The sequence below is a fragment of the Streptomyces flavusporus genome, from assembly GCF_046267975.1.
Lineage (GTDB): Bacteria > Actinomycetota > Actinomycetes > Streptomycetales > Streptomycetaceae > Streptomyces > Streptomyces flavusporus.
Genome location: NZ_CP176503.1, coordinates 7355943 through 7375850, shown reverse-complemented (window position 1 = coordinate 7375850; position 19908 = coordinate 7355943). Strand labels below are relative to the sequence as shown.

Below are 19908 nucleotides of genomic sequence, written 5' to 3'. Positions count from 1 at the left end.
CCCACAGCCCAGCCCCCGGTCGGCAGCCCTACGGCTTGCGTCCCACCGCCCCATACCCGGGAATGACCCCGTCGTCCTGCCCCGGCACCGGCTCCCCCAGCTCCGGATGCCACTCGTGGACCACGGCGACCCCCGGCTCGACCAGTTCCAGTCCGTCGAAGAACCGGGCGAACTCGGCGCGGGAGCGGAGTGCCAGGGTGACGCCCGCGGCCTTCAGTTTCGCGGTTGCCGCCGCCGACTCCTCCGGCGTGAAGTCGGCGGAGGCGTGGGGCATCATCAGGTAGCTGCCGGAGGGCAGTTCGGACAGCAGGCCGGCGATCAGCTCGTGCGCGCCGTCCTCGTCGGAGACGAAGTGCAGCAGCGCGACGAGGGAGAGCGCCACGGGCCGGCTCAGGTCCAGGATCTTCCTGGCTCCCTCGATGATGGTGGCCGGATCCCGCACGTCGGCCTGCAGATACTCGGTCACGCCCTCGGGCGTGCTGCGCAGCAGGGCCGCCGCGTGGGTCAGCACGATCGGGTCGTTGTCGCAGTAGACCACGCGCGCGTCGGGCGCGATGGCCTGGGCGACCTGGTGCAGGTTCGGCTCGGTCGGGATGCCGGTGCCGATGTCCAGGAACTGCCGTACGCCGTTCTCGGCCAGCCAGCGTGTGGCCCGGTGCATGAAGGCGCGGTTGACCCGCGCCATGACCGGCACCCGCGGGTCGAGGGCCAGCATCTGCTTGCCCATCTCCTCGTCGACCGGGTAGTTGTCCTTGCCGCCGAGGTACCAGTCGTACATGCGCGCGGGATGCGGCTTGCTGGTGTCGATCTGGATGGCGCCGGTGGGGTCCTGCCCGGTCATGAGGCACTCCGTAAGCGTCGAGCGTCGCGGAAGGTGATCAATTCAGTACCAAGATAAGGAAGTTGAGCAGCGAAAAAGAACCAACCAGGTCAGTTCAGGACAGCAGAAAGTCCGCCTCCCCCGCCTTCGCGCCCTCGATGAACGCGGTCATCTCGTCGGGGGTGTAGATCAGCGCCGGTCCGTCGGGGTCGGTGGACTGCCGGACCGCTATCCGGCCGTCGGCCAGCTTCATCGCCTCCAGGCAGTTGCCCCCGTTGCCGCCGCTCCACGGCTTGTGCCAGCCCTCGCTGCCCAACTCCCGGGCGGGCATGCCGTTGTAGATCCGCTCGGTGCGGATCCGCGGCCTGGGCTGGGACGTGCTGCGATCCATTCACAACTCCTTGCGGAGATCCCTGAGGATCTCCTTCGTGCGATGTGCCGTAGCGGCCTGCGCCGCCATGCGGTCCATGACCTCGAGGTGGGTCGCCACCTCGGCGCGCGCGTCGAGATAGACGGCGCCGGTCAGGTACTCGCTGTAGACCATGTCCGGCAGTTCGGGCATGGCGAATCGGAACAGCACGAAGGGCCCGTACGTGCCGGGGTGCGGACCCGTGGCGAACGGGACGACCTGCAACGTCACGTTGGGCAGCTTCGTGGCCTCGAGCAGCTTGTCGATCTGCGCACGCATCACCTCCGGACCGCCGACCGGGCGCTGCAGCGCGGTCTCGTCCATCACGACCCACAGCCGGGGCGCGTTCTGACGGGTGAGTAGTTCCTGGCGTTGCATGCGCAGGTCGACATGGCGCTCGATGTCCTCGGGCCGGGTCTGGCCGACGGCGCCCGACCTCAGCACACCACGCGCGTAGTCCTCGGTCTGCAGGAGGCCGGGCACGAAGTGGGGGTCGTAGCTGCGGATGAGGGCGGCGGCGCCCTCCAGGCTGACGTACATCGAGAACCAGCCGGGCAGGATGTCGTGGAACCGCTGCCACCAGCCGGGTTTGTTGGCCTCCTCGGCCAGTTGCACGAAGGCCTCGGACTCGTCGTCGGGGATGCCGTAGGCCTTGAGGAGCAGTTGGAGGTACGGGATCTTGAGGGCGACCTCGGCCGTCTCCATACGGCGGACGGTGGCGGGGGCGACGCGGAGAATGCGGGCGGCCTCCTCGCGCTTGAGGCCGGCGCGTTCCCGCAGGTCCTGCAGGCGTCGGCCGAGGACGACCTGGCCGACCGTCGGCGCGGACCGCGGCTCGCTCACCCTCCACCTCCACTCACGGGAACTGACGACGCCTGGGGCGCTTCCTGACGACCCGGGCGCGAATCCTGCACAGCCCAGCGGCGCCATTCGAAGATCTATTCGAAGGCCGAGGCCGACCTCCGCCGATCCCAACTGGCGCCGCGTCACATGCTGTTGCGAGCAGTGTGCCACGACCCTTCACCGCGTCACACAGCACTCTGCAATTTTCAGAGTGACACTTGCCAAGTGTTCACGCCGGGGCGATAGTGGCAAGCGTGATTCCGTCCGCACCCTTAGGAACAGACGCCGCCGCAGGCCGCTTCGGCCTCGGTTCCGCTTCGGGAGCCGGCCCCCTCGGGGCTGCTGCCGAGCGCCGGTTCCACTTCGAACTGGCCGCGCATCCGGGTTCCCCCGCTCAGGCCAGACGCCTGACGCGTACCCGGCTGACCGGCTGGTCGGTGTGCGAGGACACCTGCGACACGGCCGCTCTGGTGGTGTCGGAGCTGGTCACCAACGCGATCATGCACACCGCGAGCGAGGTCGTCGTCTGCGAGTTGCACGACGGCAACGACGTGGTGCGTATAGCGGTGCGTGACGAGGGGTGCGCTCCGGGCGCTCCGCACCCGTCCCCGCGGCGGCCCGAGGAGGAGCACGGGAGGGGACTGCTCCTCGTCGACGCCCTGTCGCATTCCTGGGGCGCCCAGGAGCACGGCCCCGGCCTGCTGGTCTGGGCAGAACTGCCGCGCCAGGCCGACGCACCCCGCGACGATCTCGGCTGGGGCGCCCGCCCCAAGCCGGGTCCGTCCGGCGGCTCGGACGAGGAGGACGAGGCGCGCCGCGGGGCGCCGGATGCGACCCACCGCGAAACGGGGGCCGAATGGGTCTGACGGCTGCCTCCGGCGGCGGACAGGTGCTCAGTCTGGACACCCTGGTCCGTCTGGGGCGCGGGCTGCGCACCCCGGACACGCCCCGGCGGCTGTCCGTGCCGGACGGTATGACGGCCCCGCTGGGATGCGACGCGGTGGCGGTGCCCGCCCGCTTCGGACCTCTCGTACTGCCCCGACTGCCCCGCGTGGGGTGCATCTACGCCGATGAGGCGCACTGGTGGTGGCTGGTTCCGTCCGACTCCGACTACGCCCTGGAGTGGCCCGCCCCCGCGCGGTACGCCACCGGCGCGCTCGTCCCGGAGACCCCGCGCCTCATCCACCGTTCGGAGGGCACGTTTCCCTACACCCCGCCGATCCCGCTCTATCTGGCACTGTGCCGGATCATGGGCACGACACCGACGTGGTCACGGGCGGTCAGCGCCTGAGACGCACGGCGCGCCCCACTCCGCTGCACCCGAGGCGCCCGCCCGGAAGGCGAGGCTCGCCCGACTCACTCCGTACCGTCGCCACCCCGGACGATCACCAGGAACGTGTCCGTCGCGAGGTCCATGACGACCTCGGCGGGCAGCCCCTCCATCCGGCGCGCCTGCGCGAACTCCTCCGCCGGCCACGATCCCCGCGGCCCGCCTGCGGGAAAGCGTTCGAGCACCCTTCGCCCGTTCACCATCTCGCACCTCCAGTAAGCGTCGTACTTGTTGGAGTTAACGCCTTACAGAGGTGAATCGCCTCGCGAAGTGACGGGACTGAGACGTAGTTGACACGCGTTCACGTTGGAATGTGAGGAGCATCTCTCCGCTTCCGGGTTTGCCGCTACGCTCCGCTTCACTCCTCGTACTCGTCGTGATATCGGACCCGCTCACTGCCCGCAGGCGCCCCGAAGGCCGACGCCCGCCCCTTGGGCTCCTCCCACTCCTCCTGCCGGCCCAGGGCGGTGAGGTCCAGGAAGCTGGTGGTGGAGCCGAGCCCGTCCAGGCCGCGCTCGTACGTCGAGTAGGTGTGGAAGACGCGGTCGCGGACTCGCAGGAAACAGCTCACACCCGGCCGTTCGACGAGTTCCCCGGCACGTTCCAGGGTCACCTCGAAGTCATGGTTGAAGTCGCTGCCGTACGACGAGTACCAGGGCAGCGTCCAGCCCATCCGCGCCTTGAACGGCAGGATCTTCGTGTACGGCGCTCTGGACACGGCCACCAACGACGTCCCGCGCGCGTGCAGGTGCGCGAGATGCCCGATCTGGTCGAGGAACGCCGAGCAACTGCGGCAGTCGGCGTCCCACTCGGGCGCGAACATGAAGTGGTGGACTACGAGCTGATCGCGATCCGCGAAGAGGTCGAGCAGGGTGGCCTTGCCGTCACCGCCCTCGAACATGTACTCCGTGTCGACCTCGACCATGGGCAGCCGACGCCGCTCGGCATTGAGTGCGTCACGCGCGCGTGTCACCGCCTTCTCCTTGACCAACAGTTCCTCCCGCGCCCTGCGCCACTCCTCACGCGAGGCGATCTCCGGAAGCGACATGGTCCCTCCTGTGCAATGGTCCCGTTGCGGTTGGTGACCGTTGGGCGGGGCGGAACTCATCGCGGTTCCGGAAGATTTTCGGGACCTAGGTGTCGTACTCCTGGATGCGCTTGCCGTGGCTCCGGTCCAGGAGTGCGGGCATCCGCTCCCCCAACTCCCTCACCACCGCGGGCACATCGATCGTCAGCAACTCCCGGTCGCGCATCAGGACCCGCCCGTCCACGATGGTCGTGCGGACATCGGAGGAGCGGGCGCTGTGCACCAGGGTGGCGGCGAGGTCGTGGACGGGCTGGGTGTGCGGGCCGCTGAGGTCGACCAGAACGATGTCGGCCCGCCGCCCCGGTGCGATACGGCCGACGGTGTCACCGAGTCCGACCGCGCGGGCGCTCTGCAGTGTGGCGTGGTGCAGGGCCTGGCGTGCCGTCAGCCAGCGGGGTTCGCCCTCGGTCGACTTCTGGATGAGGGCAGTGAGCGCCATCGACTCCCACACATCGAGGGAGTTGTTGGAGGCGGCGCCGTCGGTGGCAAGTCCCACGGGGATGCCGATGGCGCGCAGGGCGCGTACGGGTGTGGTGGTGGGCCAGGCGAACTTGAGGTAGCCGCGGGGTGCGGTGGCGACGGCGACACGGCCCGTGGCGTTCTGGAGCACGGGCAGGTCGCGGTCGAGGATGCCGGTGCCGTGGGCGATGAGGATGTCGACGTCGAGGAGTCCGGTCCGTTCCAGGACCTCGATGGGGGTGACGCCGTGGCGGGCGAGGCTGGTGTCGGCCTGGTCGCGGTTCTCGGAGGCGTGGATGTGGACGGGGAGGCCGTGCTCCCGAGCGAGTTCGGCGGTGGCGGCCAGGTCGGCGTCGTCGACGGTGTAGGGGGCGTGCGGGGCGAGGGTGGTGGTGATACGGCCGTCGGCGGCGCCCCGATGCCGTAACGCGAACTCCAGTGACTTCTCCCGCCCTTGGGACCCCTGGGAGGAGAAGTAGGCCTCGCCGAGGTGCGCCCGCATTCCGCACTCCTCGACCACGGCGGCGACCGAGTCCATGGCGAAGTAGTGGTCGGCGAAGCAGGTGACGCCCCCGCGGATCATCTCGGCACAGGCGAGCCGAGCGCCCAACTCGACGTCCTTCTCGGTGAGGTTGGACTCGATGGGCCAGACGACGTCGTTGAACCACTCCTCGGTCGGCAGGTCCTCGGCGACACCGCGCAGGGCGACCATCGGGGCATGGGTATGGCAGTTGACGAGCCCGGGCATGGCGACCTGCCCGCGGGCGTCGAGGCGTTCGCGCGCCGCCAGGCCCTCTGCTTCGGCGGCGCCGATGACAGCCTCGACGACTCGGTCCCGTACGACGACGGCGGCGTCCTCCTCGAACCCGATCCGCTCCTGATCGTCGTGCACGAGGACGGTGCATCCGGTGATGATGAGATCAGCTTCCGCGGGAGAAGGCGTCATGGGGCCAACGTACGACGGTGTCGTGCCGGGACGTGAGCCGAACCGCGCATCCCCGGCGTCGCGACCGTGTCGCGGGGCGGGGCGGACCCGGGCCGGGCGGGGGACGCGGGCCCGGGGCAGCCCTCGTGGGTCGGGCCCTACACGGCGATGGGCAGGTCGGGCAGTCCTGGCCCCCCGCGATCACGCCGCTTGGCGAGTTCATCGAGGAGCTCGGTGAGCCGCTCGGTGTGCCGGGGGGTGAGCCGGCCGGTGTCGTCGAGGTGGACGGCGCACGCGGTGGTCGTGTCGACGAGCCGTTCGAGGACGGCGACGATCTCGTCCGCGCCTTCCGAGTGCCGGGCGAGCGCGGGGAGTTCGGCAGCGGCGAGCGCGATGGCGGCACGAGCCTCGGCGAGGGCCCGGTAGGCCCCGCGGCGGAGGGTCCAGCGGACGGCGCGGGTGGCGGAGTCGGCGTCGGTCTCGTGCAGGACGTGGGCGAGGTACGCCTGAGCCGCGCCGCCCGCCGCGGCGAGCCGGGCCCGCACACCCCCACCCCGCTGCCCCGGCATCGGCAGATGCCCGACGATCAGCACGATGGCGCAGGCCAGCAGCGTCTCCCCGATCCGGCTGACGGAGGCCTGCGGCTCGCCGCCCACCATCACCAGGGCGAGCACAAGGACGGTCACGACGGCGGTCTGCGCGGCGAAGTGCCGCGTGGCCACGGGAATGAGCGCACCGCTGACGGCGACGAGCGCGATGAGCCCTTCGGGACGGGGCAGCACGGCGGCGAACCCGGCGAAGACGAGAGCACCGAGGACGGTCCCGGCGGCCCGGCACAGCACCCGTGAAACGAGCGGCCCGAGGTCGGGCTTGACGAGGAAGACGGCGGTGGCGGGGAGCCAGTACCAGTGCTCGTGCTGCCCGTACCACTGGGCGTGATGCAGGGCCTGGGCGACAGCGGCGCTGGCCCCGAAGCAGAGGCCGACACGCAGCCCGTACTCCCGCCCGCCGGCCCCGAAGACGGTGCGAAGCAGGGTCCTGGCCGTGCGCCTCCGGGTGTGCAGGTCGGCCCCCTTGCCCCGGTCGAAGGCCTCGGCGGCGTGCAGCAGGGCGTCGTCGAGGGCGCGCAGGGCGGGGGCGTTCCGGTTGGGCGCGGGCAGCGGCCCGGTGTGCGTGTTGCCACGTACGGCGGCGGCGAGTCGCCGGGGCCCTTCGGAGGCCCGCTCGGAGAGGGCCTCTCCCGCCCACGCGAGCGCGGTGGCGGCCTCGGCGAGGGGAAGGGCAGCGGCGTACTGCGCATGCAGTCGCCGCTCGGCCGCGGAAGTGGCGTACCGTCGCAGCCGGGGCCCGGCGAGGGCGTCCTGCGCATGATCGAGGGCGGCGGTGAGAGCGGCACGGCGGGCGGTGGCGTGCGCGGTACCGACGGCGTCGAGAAGCCCGGCGACGGCGTCGTACACGTCGGCCACGGCCTCCCGCTCCCCGTCGAACCGGAAGTCCCCGGCGATCGCCCCGGGCGTCGGCAGCACCAGCCGCAGCCCGAGCAGCCACCCGGCCCCCGCGAGATAGGCGAGAGTCCGCTGCCACCCTTCGTCGGGCAACGGCATCCCGGCCCCGATGGCAGCGGCGACGAGCAGCTGGGTTCCGGCCCCGGAGGCAACGGGCCCCACGGCGCTCATGCCGCCCGCGACCAGCCCGACAAGGGTGAGGAGAACGCTCAAGGCCACGGCCCCGACATGGTCCCCTGCATACGTCCCGACGAGCATCCCACCGGCTCCCGCGAGCGCAGGCACCCCGAGCCGCCTGACGGAGGTCCGCCGGCTGCCGGGGCGGTCGTTGATGCCGGCGAGCATGGCGGCGATGGCGGCCACGACGCCGAGCGAGGTCCGGTCGGCGAGCACGGCAACAAGCAGTAACGGCCCGCTGGACAGGGCGCCTCGTACGACCGCGGGCCAGGGCACGGGACCCCGCTGGGTGCGGAGGGCGTGGGCGAGCCAGGGCGGGATGTGGAACGCGGGGGCGGGGCGGGACACGGGGCTCCTGTCGGGGCGAGGGCGGGGGTGGTGCCTTCGGGCGACGGTGGCCGGGCATTGCGCTGTGGTGTCCAGGGTAGGGCGGGTTCTTGGAGGCGCCGGGACATTGGCGTTTCGGGGATGTGACAATGCGTGGAAACGCCACGTTCTTTATGAACGCAACTGCGGGGGCGCAGTACTGAGTCCCGTCCTCACAAGTTCCGCGCCGTCGAAGCGGAAAGTCTCCGTCGCTTCGAGGCGGCCACTCTCGCCGCGTTCGATCGTCCAGTGGTGGGAGACGGTCCTGTCCGGCCCGCGGGAGTACTCCGACGAAATCTCAAGCCTCGGCGGGTTGCCGACTCGGGTGACCTCCCACTGCTCCTCAAGGGCGCGGACCTCATGGTCGTCCTGGACCAGGCGCATCCGGATCCGGACGGCGCGAGTCAACTGGGACTCGATGAAGAGGGTCTGCCAGGCGGGCTCCGCCATCCGCCACTCCGCCACCAGGTCGGCGTCATCCGCGGCGCCGTCGCGGATGACGTACGGCACATCGGGCCGGTTGAGGCTGAGCAGGGTTGTCCGCACCTCCTCGGCTGAGCCCGGCGCGACACCGTCGGCGGGGCGCTTGGTTCCGGTCAGCTTGTCGAAGAGTCCCATGGAATCGACCTAGTGGCTCCGTGCCCACGCCCCTCGTCGAGCCCAAGCGACGGCACGGGCGGACGGGTTGCGCATCCAGCGTCGCTTCCCTCGCACGATTGAGGATCAAGCAGACGCGAACAGCGTCTCCGCGTCGGCGATCGCTCGCAGCAAGGCCTCTGGATCCGGCCGCAGACCCCCGAGGATCCCATCCACTCCCCGAAGCCCCGCCCGCTCCAACAACCGCTTCTCATTCGTCACCCACTCCCCGCGCGCCGCCAGCACGGCGTGCCCGGTCTGCACGGCGGCCGTGGCGATGGCTCCGGCGACCTCCGTGACGCCTCCCGCAGGGGCGTGGTTCACCCTCGCGTACGCGAGAGTGGCTCGGGCTGTGCCGTACCAGCGCTCGGCGGCGGCGGTGCGCAGCTTCTCCGGATATCCCGCCGGTCGCGGCAGCCGACCTCTCAGCACCCGGTTGATCGCCAGCTCCGCCACTACCAAATAGCTGGGAATCCCCGCGAGATGGAACAGCAACGGCTCCACCCGGAACCGCCCCTCCTCGGCTTCCGCCAACTCCCGCTCCACCACGTCGAGGTCGCGGTAGTGGACGTCCACGCGCCGCCCGTCGATCGTCAGCCACGCGCCCCCGTTGAACACGCCTCCGCCCCATCCGCCGACCTCGGAGACTTCGCCCTCCCAACCGACAGCACGCAGGTCGGCGGGGTCGAAGGCGCCTCGGTAGTAGATGGCCAAGTCCCAGTCGCTGTCCGGGCGTTCGGTGCCCTGGGCACGGGAGCCGCCCAGGGCGACGGCCCGGACGGCGGGGAGGGCGGCCAGGCGGTCGGCGATGGTGCTGAGGAAGCTGGTGTCGTCGAGGGCGGGCATACGTGCAGCGTACGGAGCTGGGTGGGCTGCCTCCAGGCAACTACGACCCGGGGCGTCTACGCAATGACGCCCTGGGATCCGGTCCGGGCCTCATCCCGTCGCCGCCACCCCGAAGTCCGCCCCGGAGATACCCCCAATCCCTCCACGATCCTCAGCAACGGCTCGCGCAGGGCGGCCAGCTCGGTTGCGCATCGTCACACAGGCAGCGCAGGCGGCGGGGCCCGGGCGGTCCCGCAGAGGTCACGGCCAAGCTGACGATTCCCTTCGTCGGCGAGATCTCCGGTACGTGGCAGCCGGCCACGTCAGCTTCGGCCTCCTCGCCGTCACCGTGCTCAACCGTGTCCTGCGGCCGCTCCTCGCCCAGTGGCATCCCCGCCTGACCGCGTACGAGTCCCAGCGTCCGGCCGGGCGCGATCCCGTGGCGTACGAGCGGGAGTGGGAGCACGCGGAGGCACTGCGCGGCGAGATCGCGGCCGTACGGGAGACGCTGGTGTCGCTGGCGCGGACCTTGCAGGGGGTGGCGGGGGTCAGCGATCTGATCGACCTTCCGGCGTCGCGGTCATCGCGGTCCCCCGGATCGGGGCACCCCCCCGCAGGGCAGAGGGGTAATGAAGACTGACCGGTGAGTTCCTGTCCCTGGTGGACTACCGTTACGCCTTGCACAAACCGGATGACCAGAGCGAAGGGACGAGACCCACGTGAACGCGGCGCCGCTGAGCCCCGAGGACCCGACTCAGCTCGGCGACTTCGAGTTGCTCGGCCGGATCGGCCACGGCGGCATGGGGCAGGTGTATCTCGGCGAGTCACAGGGCGGAGAGCCTGCCGCGGTCAAGGTCATCAAGCCGTCGGTGGTCGATTCGGAGACCCGGCTGCGTTTCGCCCAGGAGGTCGAGGTCCTGAAGACCGTCTGGGGCCCGCGCATCGCCGCCTTCATGGACGCGGACCCGGAAGCGGAGCAGCCCTGGCTGGCCACCTAGTACGTCGACGGCCCGGATCTGCGCAAGCATGTGCACACCTGCGGTCCGTTGCCCACGGTGCTCGTGGCCTCGCTCGGTGCGACGCTCGCCGAGGCCCTCTCCGGTGTCCACAAGCAGGGGCTGTTGCATCGCGACCTCAAGCCCGCCAACATCCTTCTCGGCCCGAACGGCCCGAAGATCATCGACTTCGGGCTCGCCGTGTTCACCGAGTCCAGTGCCTCTCTGACCGCGCCGAACACGGTCCTGGGTACGCCCGCCTGCATGGCCCCCGAGCAGGCGAACGGCGTCAAGCCCCTCCTGGCGCCCGTCGACGTCTACGCACTCGGTGCCGTCCTCCTCTACGCGGCGACGGGCCACTATCCCTTCCAGGCCGAGAACATCCACGCCCTCTTCCACCTGATCACCAAGCCGGAGGCGCAACCGGACCTCACCGGCGTCCCGGACGAGCTGGTGCCCCTGCTGACGGCGATGCTCGCGTACGACCCGACCGCCCGCCCCACGCTCCAGAGCGTCGTCCAGCAGTGCCGCACCGTGATCGAGGGCAAGGGGCTCAAGGTCGCCCAGGCCCGGCGCCGCCTCACCACGCACACGGCGGCGCCGACCATCCCGCAGGACGCGGACCTCCAGCCTCCGAGCACGACCGTTCCTACGGTCCCCCTCCCCCAGTCCGAGCGTGGCCCTCGCGGACAGCTTCCTGCTCGACTCACTCCCCTATCAGCATCGGCCGGCGCAGCTGGCCCTGTCGGGCAGGAACCTGCGCCCGCGCATGCTCATCGCGGACGTCGTCGGCCTCGGCAAGACCCTGGAAATCGGTCTGACGCTCGCGGAGTTGATCCGCCGCGGCCGCGGCGAGCGCATCCTCGTCGTCACGCCGCAGCATGTCCTGGAGCAGTTCCAGCACGAGCTGTGGACCCGTTTCGCGATTCCGCTGATCCGCCTCGACTCGGTCGGCATCGAGCGCATCCAGCGTGAGATCCCGGCCGGCCGCAACCCGTTCACGTACTTCAAGCGCGTCATCGTCTCCATCGACACGCTCAAGAACACCGACCAGTACAAGCATCACCTGGAGCGCATCACCTGGGACGCGGTCGTCATCGACGAGTCCCACAACCTCATCAACCGCGGCTCGCTGCGCAACCAGCTGGCCCGGCTCCTCGCCCCGCAGACCGACGCGCTCATCCTGGCCTCGGCCACCCCGCACAACGGCGACGCCCGTTCCTTCGCCGAGCTGATCTCCCTCCTCGACCCGGCCGCGATCCGCGACCCCGAGCGCTACGAGGCGAAGGACATCGAGCACCTCTTCATCCGGCGTACGAAGATCAGCCCCGAGGTCCGCGAGCAGATGAAGGGCCAGTGGGCGGACCGTGGCCCGAGCACGTCGGTGCACTGCGCAGCGACCCCCGCCGAGGAGAAGATCTTCGAGGAACTGGCGCAGGTGTGGCTCCCGCAGGATTCGGACAAGACCTCGGTGAGTGAGAGCCGTCTGTTCCCGTACACGCTCCTGAAGTCCTTCCTCTCCTCGCACGTGGCGCTGGCCGCGACGGTCGACGCGCGCATCAGGACCCTGAAGGCGAAGGAGGGCCCGGCGCCGGAGGCCGAGCTGGCCGCGCTCCGGCGCCTGGGCGACCTCACCTTCGTCATGTCGGAGACGGACTCGGCGAAGTTCCAGGCCCTGGTGGAGCAGCTCCGCGAGATCGGCGTCGGACCCCGGAGCGACACCCGGGTCGTCGTCTTCTCCGAGCGCGTCCAGACCCTGGAGTGGCTGCGCAGGACGGTCCCGGCGGCCCTCGGTTTCAAGGGCAGGGCATTGCAGGAGGCCGCGCGCGTCATGCACGGCGGTCTCTCCGACGAGCAGCAGATGCAGTGCGTCGAGGACTTCGGTCTCGCGGACACCCCCGTACGCCTGCTCTTCACGGGCGACGTGGCCTCCGAGGGCGTCAACCTGCACCGCCAGTGCCACCAGCTCATCCACTACGACGTCCCCTGGTCCCTCATCCGCATCGAGCAGCGCAACGGCCGTATCGACCGCTACGGCCAGGCGCACCGACCTCAGTTCCGCGCGCTGATCCTCACCAGCGAGGTCGACGGCGCGAAGGACGACCGTACGGTCGCCGAGCGCCTGCTGGAGCGTGAGGACGAGGCGCACCGCAGCCTGGGCACGGCGGAGGCGGTCTCCGGGCTCTACCGCGCGGAGGCGGAGGAGAAGTCCCTGATCCAGGATCTGCTGCGCGGCCGTACGGTGGACGAGTCCCTGGACGCGACGGCCAGCGCGGCGGCCGCCGAGGACTCCGGCACCGAGCTCCTGGCGGACTTCTTCGGCGCGGTGAGTGCCGACCCCGAGGACGTCGACGCGGACGGCGAGGCACCGCCCGCCCCCGCCGACGTACCCCGCCTCTTCACCGGCACCCGTGAATTCATCGACGAGGCGATCCGCGAGGTCTTCCCGGACGCGCAGCGGCAGCTGGAACTGGACGAGGACCCGGAGACGGGCCTGATCTCCTTCAGGCCGCCGTCCGACCTGACCCACCGAATGAAGGCCCTCCCGCCGGACTACCGTCGCGAACAGCGCCTGCACGAGCGCCTGTTGGTGACCCTGAACCGCAAGCTGGCCGACCTCTCCCTCGTACGGGCCAGGGAGTCGTCCTCCTCCAGCTGGCCGGAGATCTCGCTCCTCACCGACCTCCACCCGGTCGTGGAGTGGCTGACGGACAAGGTGCTGGTGCGGCTGGGCCGCCAGGAGGCCCCGGTCATCACGGCGGACGTCGAGGCCCCGACGTATCTGATCCAGGGCATCTTCTCCAACGCGCTGGGCCGCCCGACCGTGGTGAAGTGGATGGCCGTACAGGCCGGGGAGGTGACTGACGACATGGTGGGCGTACTGCGCCGCGCGGGCGTCGGCCCGACCATGGCCAACCCGTTGCACGGCCACGACCTCGACCTGCTGAGCAGCGGCATCCCGGGTGCCCTGGAGGCGGCCGAGCGCTTCCTACGGCAGCACAGCAGCGAGTGGGACAGGGCGCTGGCCGGCCCGATCGAGAAGTACAGGCGACGCCTGGGCGACTGGGAGCAGCCGACCCTGGCGGGCGAGCGTACGAAGAACGACCTGGCCGGCCTCGCCGACTCGCTGCTGACCACCGGCCGCCCGATGCTCCGGGTCCTCGCCGTCCTCGATTCCACCGCCTGATCGTCCCGCCTGATCGCCCCGACGTCCGATCGCCCGATTCCCCGAGGTCCTGCCCGTCATGTCGTACGACTCACTCGTCAACCGCGGCGACTACTTCTCCGCGCACTACCTGGCCGAGGTCTTCCCGAAGGACCTCAAGTCGGGCCTGCTCGCGACCTGGAAGGAGCGGGAGGAGGCGGTGCGCGGGGCGGAGGCCGACGGCGCCGAGGACGTCCTCCCCGTGACGCCGCGCGTGGGCCTGCGTGAGCTGCGTCGGCCGTTCTTCAAGGCGCGCGCGTTCTTCGCGGAGGCGGCGGCCGAGCCGGACGACGCGACGACGTACGACTCGGGTGTGTGGCGTGAGCGGGCGGCGGCACTGAACGCGGATGTGCTGCGGGCTTTGGGGTACGACGCCAAGCCGCAGACGCTGACAGTGGAGCGCGCCGACCACACGTATGAGGTGCAGGTCGCGCATGCCGAGCCGGGGCTGGTGGCCCTGGACTGCGGGTGTGCCGCCGAGCCGGACGCGGCGCTGGACCCGGACGGGCCGGGGCGCCTGCTGCACCGGCTCCAGCTGGACGGCTCCGACGAGGTGTCGACGGGGTCGAAGCTGGCGTCGTTCCTGTTCGCGTGCGAGGACGCGCCGCGGTATGTGCTGCTCCTGGTGGGTGGCGTGGTGGTGCTGGCCGACCGGGCGGTGTGGGGCGAGGGTCGCTATCTGGCGGCGTCCCTGGACGCGGCGCTGGAGCGCAACGACACGCGCGCGGGCGGTGAACTGGACACGCTGGCGGCCCTGTTCGGCGCGGACTCGCTGCGGACGCCGGAGGAGGGCGGCGAGAACCCGCTCGCCGGGCTGGTCGACAAGTCGACGAAGCATGCGGTGGGTGTGTCGAGTGATCTGCGGGACGGACTGCGGCTGTCCGTGGAGCTGATCGCGAACGAGGTGCTGGAGCGGATCCGGGGGGCGGGTGTCCGGCCGGAGGATGTTGCAGAACTGCCGGAACTGTCACGTCAGTTGACGCGGGAGTCGCTGCGGTACCTGTACCGGATCCTGTTCCTGCTGTACGCGGAGGCCCGACCGGAGCTGGGCATCCTGCCCTCCGACTACCCGGAGTACCACCAGGGGTATGGGCTGGGACGGCTGGGTGAGCTGGTCGCGGAGCGAGACCTGGTGGGCGAGAAGGCACGCGAGGGCACGTACTTGTACGACTCCCTCGACCTGCTCTTCCGTATGGTCCAGGAGGGCTACCGCTCGCGCCGGACGCACGGGAAGGCGGCGGAGGAGGAGCGCGAGTCGCTCGAGTCGGAGGACATCGGGCTGCGCTTCGAGCCCCTTCACTCCAAGCTCTTCGAGCCGGAGTCGATCCGGCTCATCGGGCGTAGTTCGGTGAAGGACCCGCGCTTCGACGAGGACGAGACGGGTGAGGCGCGGTACGTGGACACGCGGCTGCGCAACGCGACCTTGTACCGCGTGCTGCGGCTGCTGATGCTCACGCGGGGCAAGAAGGGCGAGCGGGGTGGCTTCATCTCGTACGCGCAGCTCGGCATCAACCAACTCGGGGCCGTGTACGAGGGGTTGATGTCGTACACGGGGTTCGTGGCGGGCGAGGAGCTGTACGAGGTCGCCAAGGGGGGTTACTCGAAGGACGGCTCCTGGCTGGTTCCGGCGTCGAAGGCGGACGAGTATCCGGACTCGGTCTTCGTTCGGCCTTCGTTCGGCGGAGGGACGAGGAGACGGGCGAGGAGGTGCGGGTCCGGTACCGGCCGGGATCGTTCGTGTACCGACTGTCGGGGCGTGACCGGCAGACGTCGGCGTCGTACTACACGCCGGTGTCCTTGACCAAGGTGACCGTACAGTTGGCGTTGCAGCATCGGCTGGATCAGGACTGTGGGGTGACGCCGGCGCGGGAGCTGCTGGACTGGAAGATCTGCGAACCGGCGCTGGGCTCGGGCGCATTCCTGAACGAAGCCATCGACCAGGTGGCGGTGGAGTATCTGCGGCGGCGGCAGGACGAGCTGGGTGTTCCCGTCGACACGGAGAAGTACGCCGTCGAGCTGCAGAAGGTGAAGGCGTACATCGCGCTGCACAACTCCTACGGCGTGGACCTCAATTCGACGGCCGTGGAGCTGGCGGAGGTCTCGCTGTGGCTCAACACGATGCATCCGGGGATGGAGGCGCCCTGGTTCGGGCTGCATCTGCGGCGCGGTAACTCGCTGATCGGGGGAAGGCGGGAGGTTTATGCCGCCGAGAGGCTGAAGAAGGGGGGCTGGCTGGGGGCCACACCTGAGCGCTTTCCGCTGATGGAGGCGGTGGCGGGGGCCGGGCTTCCGGTGGGGGCCGTTCATCACTTCCTGCTGCCCGCGAAGGAGTGGGGCGCGGTGGCCGCCGAGAAGGAGGCCAAGGCGCTGGCGCCGGAGGAGGCCAAGGCGCTGGGTGCTTGGCGGAAGGCGATCACCAAATCGCCGTCGAAGAAGCAGACGGAGCAGTTGCAGGGGCTCGCACGGAGGGTCGAGTACCTGTGGGGGCTTGTCGTACGACACCTGGAGATCTCCGAGCGGGACATCTCGCGGCGGATCGATGTGTGGGGCGCGGAGGGCGGGTGGCTGCGGGCGCCTGAGGTGGCGGTTCAGCGGGGTGCGGTGCTGGCGGATCTGGAGGCCGTTGACACGCCCTATTGGCGGTTGAAGACGCTGATGGATGCGTGGTGTGCGCTTTGGTTCTGGCCGGTGCAGAGTGCTTCGTTGCTGGACGGGGCGCATGAGGGGTATCGGCGGGCGGCTGAGCTGGTGGAGGGGGGCTTGGCCGAGGTCGTCGGTGAGGGCGACGGGATTCTCATGAGTTGGGAGGCGGAGGCACTGCCTGGCTTTGGTGTCGAGGCCGAGCAGCTTTCGCTTACCCGGGAGGACCTGGACAAGCGGCGGACTGGGCGGCGCAAGGAAGCGGTGACGGAGCAGCGCCGGGCCGTGGTTCCGTTGGCTGATCTTGATGATTGGCTGGACTTCGCGGAGTCCTTGCTGGGGAAGCGGGATGTTCCGGCGGATTCGCTGATTTCGGAGTTCGAGCGGCTGGATGAGCTGGAGCCGTATGAGGATGCGTTGCCGGATTTGATGGGGATGGATCTGGCCCATCATCTGGAGGAGCGGTACCCGTGGGCGGCGGTGGCGAGGGATGTCGCTGGGCAGCAGGGGTTCTTTCACTGGGAGTTGGAGTTCGCGCAGGTGTTTGCGCGGGCGGGCGGGTTTGACTTGCAGGTGGGGAATCCGCCTTGGGTTCGGCCTCGGTGGCAGGAGGACCAGGTTCTGGCGGAGTTGGAGCCGTGGTTTGTTCTGGCGGAGAAGCCGAGTGCAGCGGAGTGGCGGCTGCGTAAGGAGGAGGTCCTCGGGACACCTGGGGGAGGTCAAGGTCTAGTCCTCGACGTACTGGCCGTGCATGCGGGGACCGTTGCTGTGATGGGCAGCCAGGCAACGTATCCGCTCCTGCTTGGTACCCAGGGTGACCTCTACCGGGCCTTCATGGCTCAGGTATGGCAGCACATCGCACCACAAGGCAGCGCGGGCCTGATCCATCCGGACACACACTTCGGAGGTGTGCGTGAGGGCGCCATCCGGGCCGCCGCGTACCGGCATCTCCGGGTTCATGCGCATTTCGTCAACTCGGCGAACTGGGCCTTCGAAGATCTAAACCGCTCCGCGGAATTCGGAATGCACATCTACGGCTCGCCGCAGGAGCCTGACTTCCTGCACCTCAGCGAGCTCCGCGGCGCCGATGTCCTGCCCGATTCGCTGGCCCACGATGGACAAGGCGCGACGCCCGGCATCAAGCACAACGGCTCATGGGACATCCGGCCGCACCGCGACCGCGTGGTGCATGTGAACACTGCGCTGCTGACCAGCTGGCAGGCCCTGAGGGGCTCAACGGGTGAAGTAACACAGACCCCTCTGCTGTACCCGGTCCTTATTGGCGAGCAAGGGGCAATCGAGGCTCTGGCTGCCTATGGCAGCAGCCTGGCCGATTACCGCCCGATGATCACGCGGGGATATGACGAAGCCAACGCCAAGAAGGACGGTCTGATCCGCTGGGGCAACCAGACCGTCCCCGAACTCTCGGACGTCATCATCCAAGGGCCACACTTCGCATCGGCGCTTCCCTTCTCGAAGGAGCCGAGGATCCCATGTCGGAGCAACAGGGACTGGGACCTGCTCGTGCCTACGGAACTGCCCGACGTATGCGTCCCCGTGACCAACTATGTGCGTGCCGCCGACGAGGCGACGTACCTGGCAGCCCAGGACTCCTGGCTCGGAAGGCCGTTCACCACGTACTTCCGGCTGGCCTGGCGAGCCATGATCCCCTTTGACAGTAGCCGCTGCCTGCACGCCGCCCTCATCCCGCCCGGTCCTGCACACGTCCATACCGTGCACTCGACGGCCCTGGCAGATGAGCGTCTGACGGCCCTCAACACGGGCTTCTGGGCATCACTGCCCCTCGACTACGTGCTGCGCATCATCGGCCGCCCGATTCTCCAGGTTGCCGAAGCCCTCAAGATGCCGGCCCCCGACCCGAAGCACCCCCTCGCCCCTGCCCTACTGCTCCGCACCCTCCGCCTGAACGCCCTAACCACCCACTACGCCCCCCCTCTGGACGGAGCTGTTCGACCCCCAATGGGCAGGCTACGAGGATTGGGCCAACCCCCACTGGCCCCACCTGAGGCCACTCGCCGCCAACCTGAAGCCCACCTGGGAGTACAGCACCCCTTTCCGCACCGAGCACGAGCGCCGAGCCGCCCTCGTCGAGCTCGACGCCCTCGTATCCGTATGGCTCGGCATCACAGCCGACCAGCTCGCCGCGATCTTCAAGTCTCGCTACCCGCAGCTGTACGACTACGAGTCGGCGACCTGGTTCGACGCCAACGGCCGCAAGATCGCTGCCGACTTCAACACGTACGGCCACGGCCAGACCAAGCAGGACTACCTGGACCTCATGGCGCACCTGGAAGACCCGGACCACACCCCACCCCCGGCCGGCTACCAGGCCCCCTTCTACAAGGCCGACCGCGAAGCCGAAATGCGCGCCGCCCACGCCCACTTCCAGGCCCGCCTGGACGCGGAGATCGCCGCCGGCCGCTGGCCCCGCTAGGGCATACGCAGAGCCCTCGGCAAGCGCACGCCTGCCGAGGGCTCTGCCGTTGTCACAGCTCCGCGAACTCGACGAACGCGGTCCAGGTGGAGGACTGCACGGTCAGCCCGGGACGGCTCGTGTCCTTCGAGTCACGGACGTGAACCCTGCTGGCGCTGGCGGCAACCTCGACGCATTCGCCGCCTTCCTCGCTGCTGTAGCTGCTCTTGCGCCACGCCAACTCGTCTATGGCCAGCTTATGTACGTCCGCGTTCATGGCTCTCCCAGCAACTTCTCTACGTACGCCAATGATTCACGAGGGGTCAGGGCCTGTGCCCGGATGATCCCGTACTTGACCTCCAGCGCACGAACCCGTTCCCGCTCTGTCTGCAGGCGGCTCACGTTCTGTACCTCGACGTACGCGATCCTCCGCCCTTCCTTCGTTTCGATCAAGGTGAAGGGGCCAGCCATACCGGCGTTTTCCTCACGGTCGAGCGGCATTACCTGGATCTCGACGTTCCGCCGTTCCCCCATCAGGAGGATGTGCTCCAGCTGGCCACGAAGGACTCCCCGCCCTCCGATCGGACGCCTCAACACGGCCTCATCGACGACAAAGCTGGCGAGCGGCGCATCGCGGCCGGACAGAATCTCCTGCCGGGCCAGGCGGGCGGACACTCGCTGTTCGATGAGCTCATCATCCATGGGCGGCCGCATCATCATGAAGATCGCCCGCGCGTACTCCTCCGTCTGCAGGAGCCCAGGCACGGCCTGGTTGGCATACACGTGCAGCTCAACCGCCTCGGCCTCCAACTTGGCCGCATCCCGAAAGAACGCCGGATACTGAGCCCGCCCCACCTCCTCCTTACTCGCACTCAACACCCCACCCGCCCCCAACACTTCATCCGCCCGATCGATGAACTTCGGCGGCGGAATCCGCCTCCCCTGCTCGAACGACGCAATGGTCGACGCCGAGTACCCCGTCAGCGAACCGAACTGCGCCCGATCCATCCCCGCCCGCTCCCGGCACAGCTTCAACTGCCGCCCGAACACGACCAGAATGCCCGCCCCGAACTCGTACTCCGGCTGCTGAACCTCGTCGTTCACGCCGCCACTCCTCCCGCACCGCCCCAGCCACCGGCCACAAGCCACCGGACTCCACCCAACGCGCGGCCCCGAAGCCGGTCACGCCCCGCACCGCGTACAAGCGCACCGCCGACGCATACAGCCCGCACCCGTCAGCGCATCGCTCCTG

The 19908-nt window shown here is 69.6% G+C and carries 18 protein-coding genes and 1 pseudogene; 8 read left to right on the top strand and 11 right to left on the bottom strand.

Annotated features, from left to right (window positions below; genetic code table 11):
* Window positions 1–28: 28 nt before the first annotated feature.
* The 3 genes from ACKTSN_RS34795 to ACKTSN_RS34785 all read right to left on the bottom strand — a co-directional run bounded on the left by ACKTSN_RS34795 (window position 29) and on the right by ACKTSN_RS34785 (window position 2072).
* Window positions 29–841, bottom strand: a complete 813-nt coding sequence (locus ACKTSN_RS34795; RefSeq protein WP_409472748.1) for an SAM-dependent methyltransferase — start codon at window positions 839–841, stop codon at window positions 29–31.
* A 94-nt stretch (window positions 842–935) separates the two neighbouring features.
* The gene (locus ACKTSN_RS34790) at window positions 936–1211 is read right to left on the bottom strand and encodes a DUF397 domain-containing protein (protein WP_409472747.1); all 276 of its coding nucleotides are present in this window, start codon (window positions 1209–1211) and stop codon (window positions 936–938) included.
* Complete coding sequence (locus ACKTSN_RS34785; protein WP_129797316.1) at window positions 1212–2072, bottom strand: helix-turn-helix domain-containing protein; 861 nt, start codon at window positions 2070–2072, stop codon at window positions 1212–1214. It lies immediately after the preceding gene.
* A gap of 245 nt (window positions 2073–2317) precedes the next feature.
* On the opposite strand from ACKTSN_RS34785, the gene ACKTSN_RS34780 reads away from it, so the two are divergent.
* Window positions 2318–2938 (top strand): ATP-binding protein, encoded by a 621-nt coding sequence (locus ACKTSN_RS34780; RefSeq protein ID WP_409472746.1) that lies wholly within the window; start codon window positions 2318–2320, stop codon window positions 2936–2938.
* Window positions 2929–3363, top strand: a complete 435-nt coding sequence (locus ACKTSN_RS34775; protein ID WP_409472745.1) for a hypothetical protein — start codon at window positions 2929–2931, stop codon at window positions 3361–3363. The genes ACKTSN_RS34780 and ACKTSN_RS34775 overlap by 10 nt, the downstream gene beginning before the upstream one ends.
* A 65-nt stretch (window positions 3364–3428) precedes the next feature.
* On the opposite strand, the gene ACKTSN_RS34770 is transcribed toward ACKTSN_RS34775, so the two are convergent.
* From ACKTSN_RS34770 to ACKTSN_RS34745, 6 genes are all read right to left on the bottom strand, one after another.
* Window positions 3429–3605 carry a hypothetical protein gene (locus ACKTSN_RS34770; protein WP_165396163.1) on the bottom strand — a complete coding sequence of 59 codons (177 nt, stop codon included), beginning with the start codon at window positions 3603–3605 and terminating at the stop codon, window positions 3429–3431.
* A 155-nt stretch (window positions 3606–3760) separates the two neighbouring features.
* Window positions 3761–4450 (bottom strand): DUF899 domain-containing protein, encoded by a 690-nt coding sequence (locus ACKTSN_RS34765; protein ID WP_409472744.1) that lies wholly within the window; start codon window positions 4448–4450, stop codon window positions 3761–3763.
* Window positions 4451–4535: 85 nt separating this feature from the next.
* Window positions 4536–5894 carry an amidohydrolase gene (locus tag ACKTSN_RS34760; protein WP_409472743.1) on the bottom strand — a complete coding sequence of 453 codons (1359 nt, stop codon included), beginning with the start codon at window positions 5892–5894 and terminating at the stop codon, window positions 4536–4538.
* 137 nt (window positions 5895–6031) lie between these two features.
* Entirely contained in the window at window positions 6032–7903 is a 1872-nt protein-coding gene (locus ACKTSN_RS34755; RefSeq protein WP_409472742.1) for an FUSC family protein, read from the bottom strand.
* Between the two features lie 150 nt (window positions 7904–8053).
* Window positions 8054–8539 carry a hypothetical protein gene (locus tag ACKTSN_RS34750; RefSeq protein ID WP_409472741.1) on the bottom strand — a complete coding sequence of 162 codons (486 nt, stop codon included), beginning with the start codon at window positions 8537–8539 and terminating at the stop codon, window positions 8054–8056.
* 105 nt (window positions 8540–8644) lie between these two features.
* The gene (locus ACKTSN_RS34745; RefSeq protein ID WP_409472740.1) at window positions 8645–9403 is read right to left on the bottom strand and encodes a nucleotidyltransferase domain-containing protein; all 759 of its coding nucleotides are present in this window, start codon (window positions 9401–9403) and stop codon (window positions 8645–8647) included.
* A 286-nt stretch (window positions 9404–9689) separates the two neighbouring features.
* On the opposite strand from ACKTSN_RS34745, the gene ACKTSN_RS34740 reads away from it, so the two are divergent.
* The 6 genes and pseudogenes from ACKTSN_RS34740 to ACKTSN_RS34715 all read left to right on the top strand — a co-directional run bounded on the left by ACKTSN_RS34740 (window position 9690) and on the right by ACKTSN_RS34715 (window position 18820).
* The gene (locus tag ACKTSN_RS34740; RefSeq protein ID WP_409472739.1) at window positions 9690–10022 is read left to right on the top strand and encodes a hypothetical protein; all 333 of its coding nucleotides are present in this window, start codon (window positions 9690–9692) and stop codon (window positions 10020–10022) included.
* 79 nt (window positions 10023–10101) lie between these two features.
* Window positions 10102–10380 carry a hypothetical protein gene (locus tag ACKTSN_RS34735; RefSeq protein WP_409472738.1) on the top strand — a complete coding sequence of 93 codons (279 nt, stop codon included), beginning with the start codon at window positions 10102–10104 and terminating at the stop codon, window positions 10378–10380.
* A 30-nt stretch (window positions 10381–10410) separates the two neighbouring features.
* Window positions 10411–10842, top strand: a pseudogene (locus tag ACKTSN_RS34730) (protein kinase domain-containing protein); the annotation flags it as partial.
* A gap of 211 nt (window positions 10843–11053) precedes the next feature.
* Window positions 11054–13564 carry a DEAD/DEAH box helicase gene (locus tag ACKTSN_RS34725; RefSeq protein WP_409472737.1) on the top strand — a complete coding sequence of 837 codons (2511 nt, stop codon included), beginning with the start codon at window positions 11054–11056 and terminating at the stop codon, window positions 13562–13564.
* Window positions 13565–13622: 58 nt separating this feature from the next.
* Complete coding sequence (locus ACKTSN_RS34720) at window positions 13623–15383, top strand: hypothetical protein (RefSeq protein ID WP_409472736.1); 1761 nt, start codon at window positions 13623–13625, stop codon at window positions 15381–15383.
* On the top strand, window positions 15380–18820 hold the full coding sequence (locus tag ACKTSN_RS34715) for a hypothetical protein (protein WP_409472735.1): 3441 nt from the start codon (window positions 15380–15382) through the stop codon (window positions 18818–18820). The genes ACKTSN_RS34720 and ACKTSN_RS34715 overlap by 4 nt, the downstream gene beginning before the upstream one ends.
* Here the strand turns inward: ACKTSN_RS34715 and ACKTSN_RS34710 are convergent.
* Entirely contained in the window at window positions 18730–18933 is a 204-nt protein-coding gene (locus tag ACKTSN_RS34710) for a DUF397 domain-containing protein (protein WP_409472734.1), read from the bottom strand. The two genes, ACKTSN_RS34715 and ACKTSN_RS34710, sit on opposite strands and share 91 nt — an antisense overlap.
* The gene (locus ACKTSN_RS34705; protein ID WP_409472733.1) at window positions 18930–19760 is read right to left on the bottom strand and encodes a helix-turn-helix domain-containing protein; all 831 of its coding nucleotides are present in this window, start codon (window positions 19758–19760) and stop codon (window positions 18930–18932) included. Before ACKTSN_RS34705 ends, ACKTSN_RS34710 begins: the two co-directional genes overlap by 4 nt.
* Window positions 19761–19908: the final 148 nt, after the last annotated feature.

Excerpts from the sequence above, each read along its gene's own strand:
- ACKTSN_RS34750 (WP_409472741.1), bottom strand. The coding sequence starts at position 8,539 with ATGGGACTCTTCGACAAGCTGACCGGAACCAAGCGCCCCGCCGACGGT.
- ACKTSN_RS34795 (WP_409472748.1), bottom strand. The coding sequence starts at position 841 with ATGACCGGGCAGGACCCCACCGGCGCCATCCAGATCGACACCAGCAAG.
- ACKTSN_RS34745 (WP_409472740.1), bottom strand. The coding sequence starts at position 9,403 with ATGCCCGCCCTCGACGACACCAGCTTCCTCAGCACCATCGCCGACCGC.
- ACKTSN_RS34765 (WP_409472744.1), bottom strand. The coding sequence starts at position 4,450 with ATGTCGCTTCCGGAGATCGCCTCGCGTGAGGAGTGGCGCAGGGCGCGG.
- ACKTSN_RS34790 (WP_409472747.1), bottom strand. The coding sequence starts at position 1,211 with ATGGATCGCAGCACGTCCCAGCCCAGGCCGCGGATCCGCACCGAGCGG.
- ACKTSN_RS34775 (WP_409472745.1), top strand. The coding sequence starts at position 2,929 with ATGGGTCTGACGGCTGCCTCCGGCGGCGGACAGGTGCTCAGTCTGGAC.
- ACKTSN_RS34710 (WP_409472734.1), bottom strand. The coding sequence starts at position 18,933 with ATGAACGCGGACGTACATAAGCTGGCCATAGACGAGTTGGCGTGGCGC.
- ACKTSN_RS34760 (WP_409472743.1), bottom strand. The coding sequence starts at position 5,894 with ATGACGCCTTCTCCCGCGGAAGCTGATCTCATCATCACCGGATGCACC.
- ACKTSN_RS34770 (WP_165396163.1), bottom strand. The coding sequence starts at position 3,605 with ATGGTGAACGGGCGAAGGGTGCTCGAACGCTTTCCCGCAGGCGGGCCG.
- ACKTSN_RS34720 (WP_409472736.1), top strand. The coding sequence starts at position 13,623 with ATGTCGTACGACTCACTCGTCAACCGCGGCGACTACTTCTCCGCGCAC.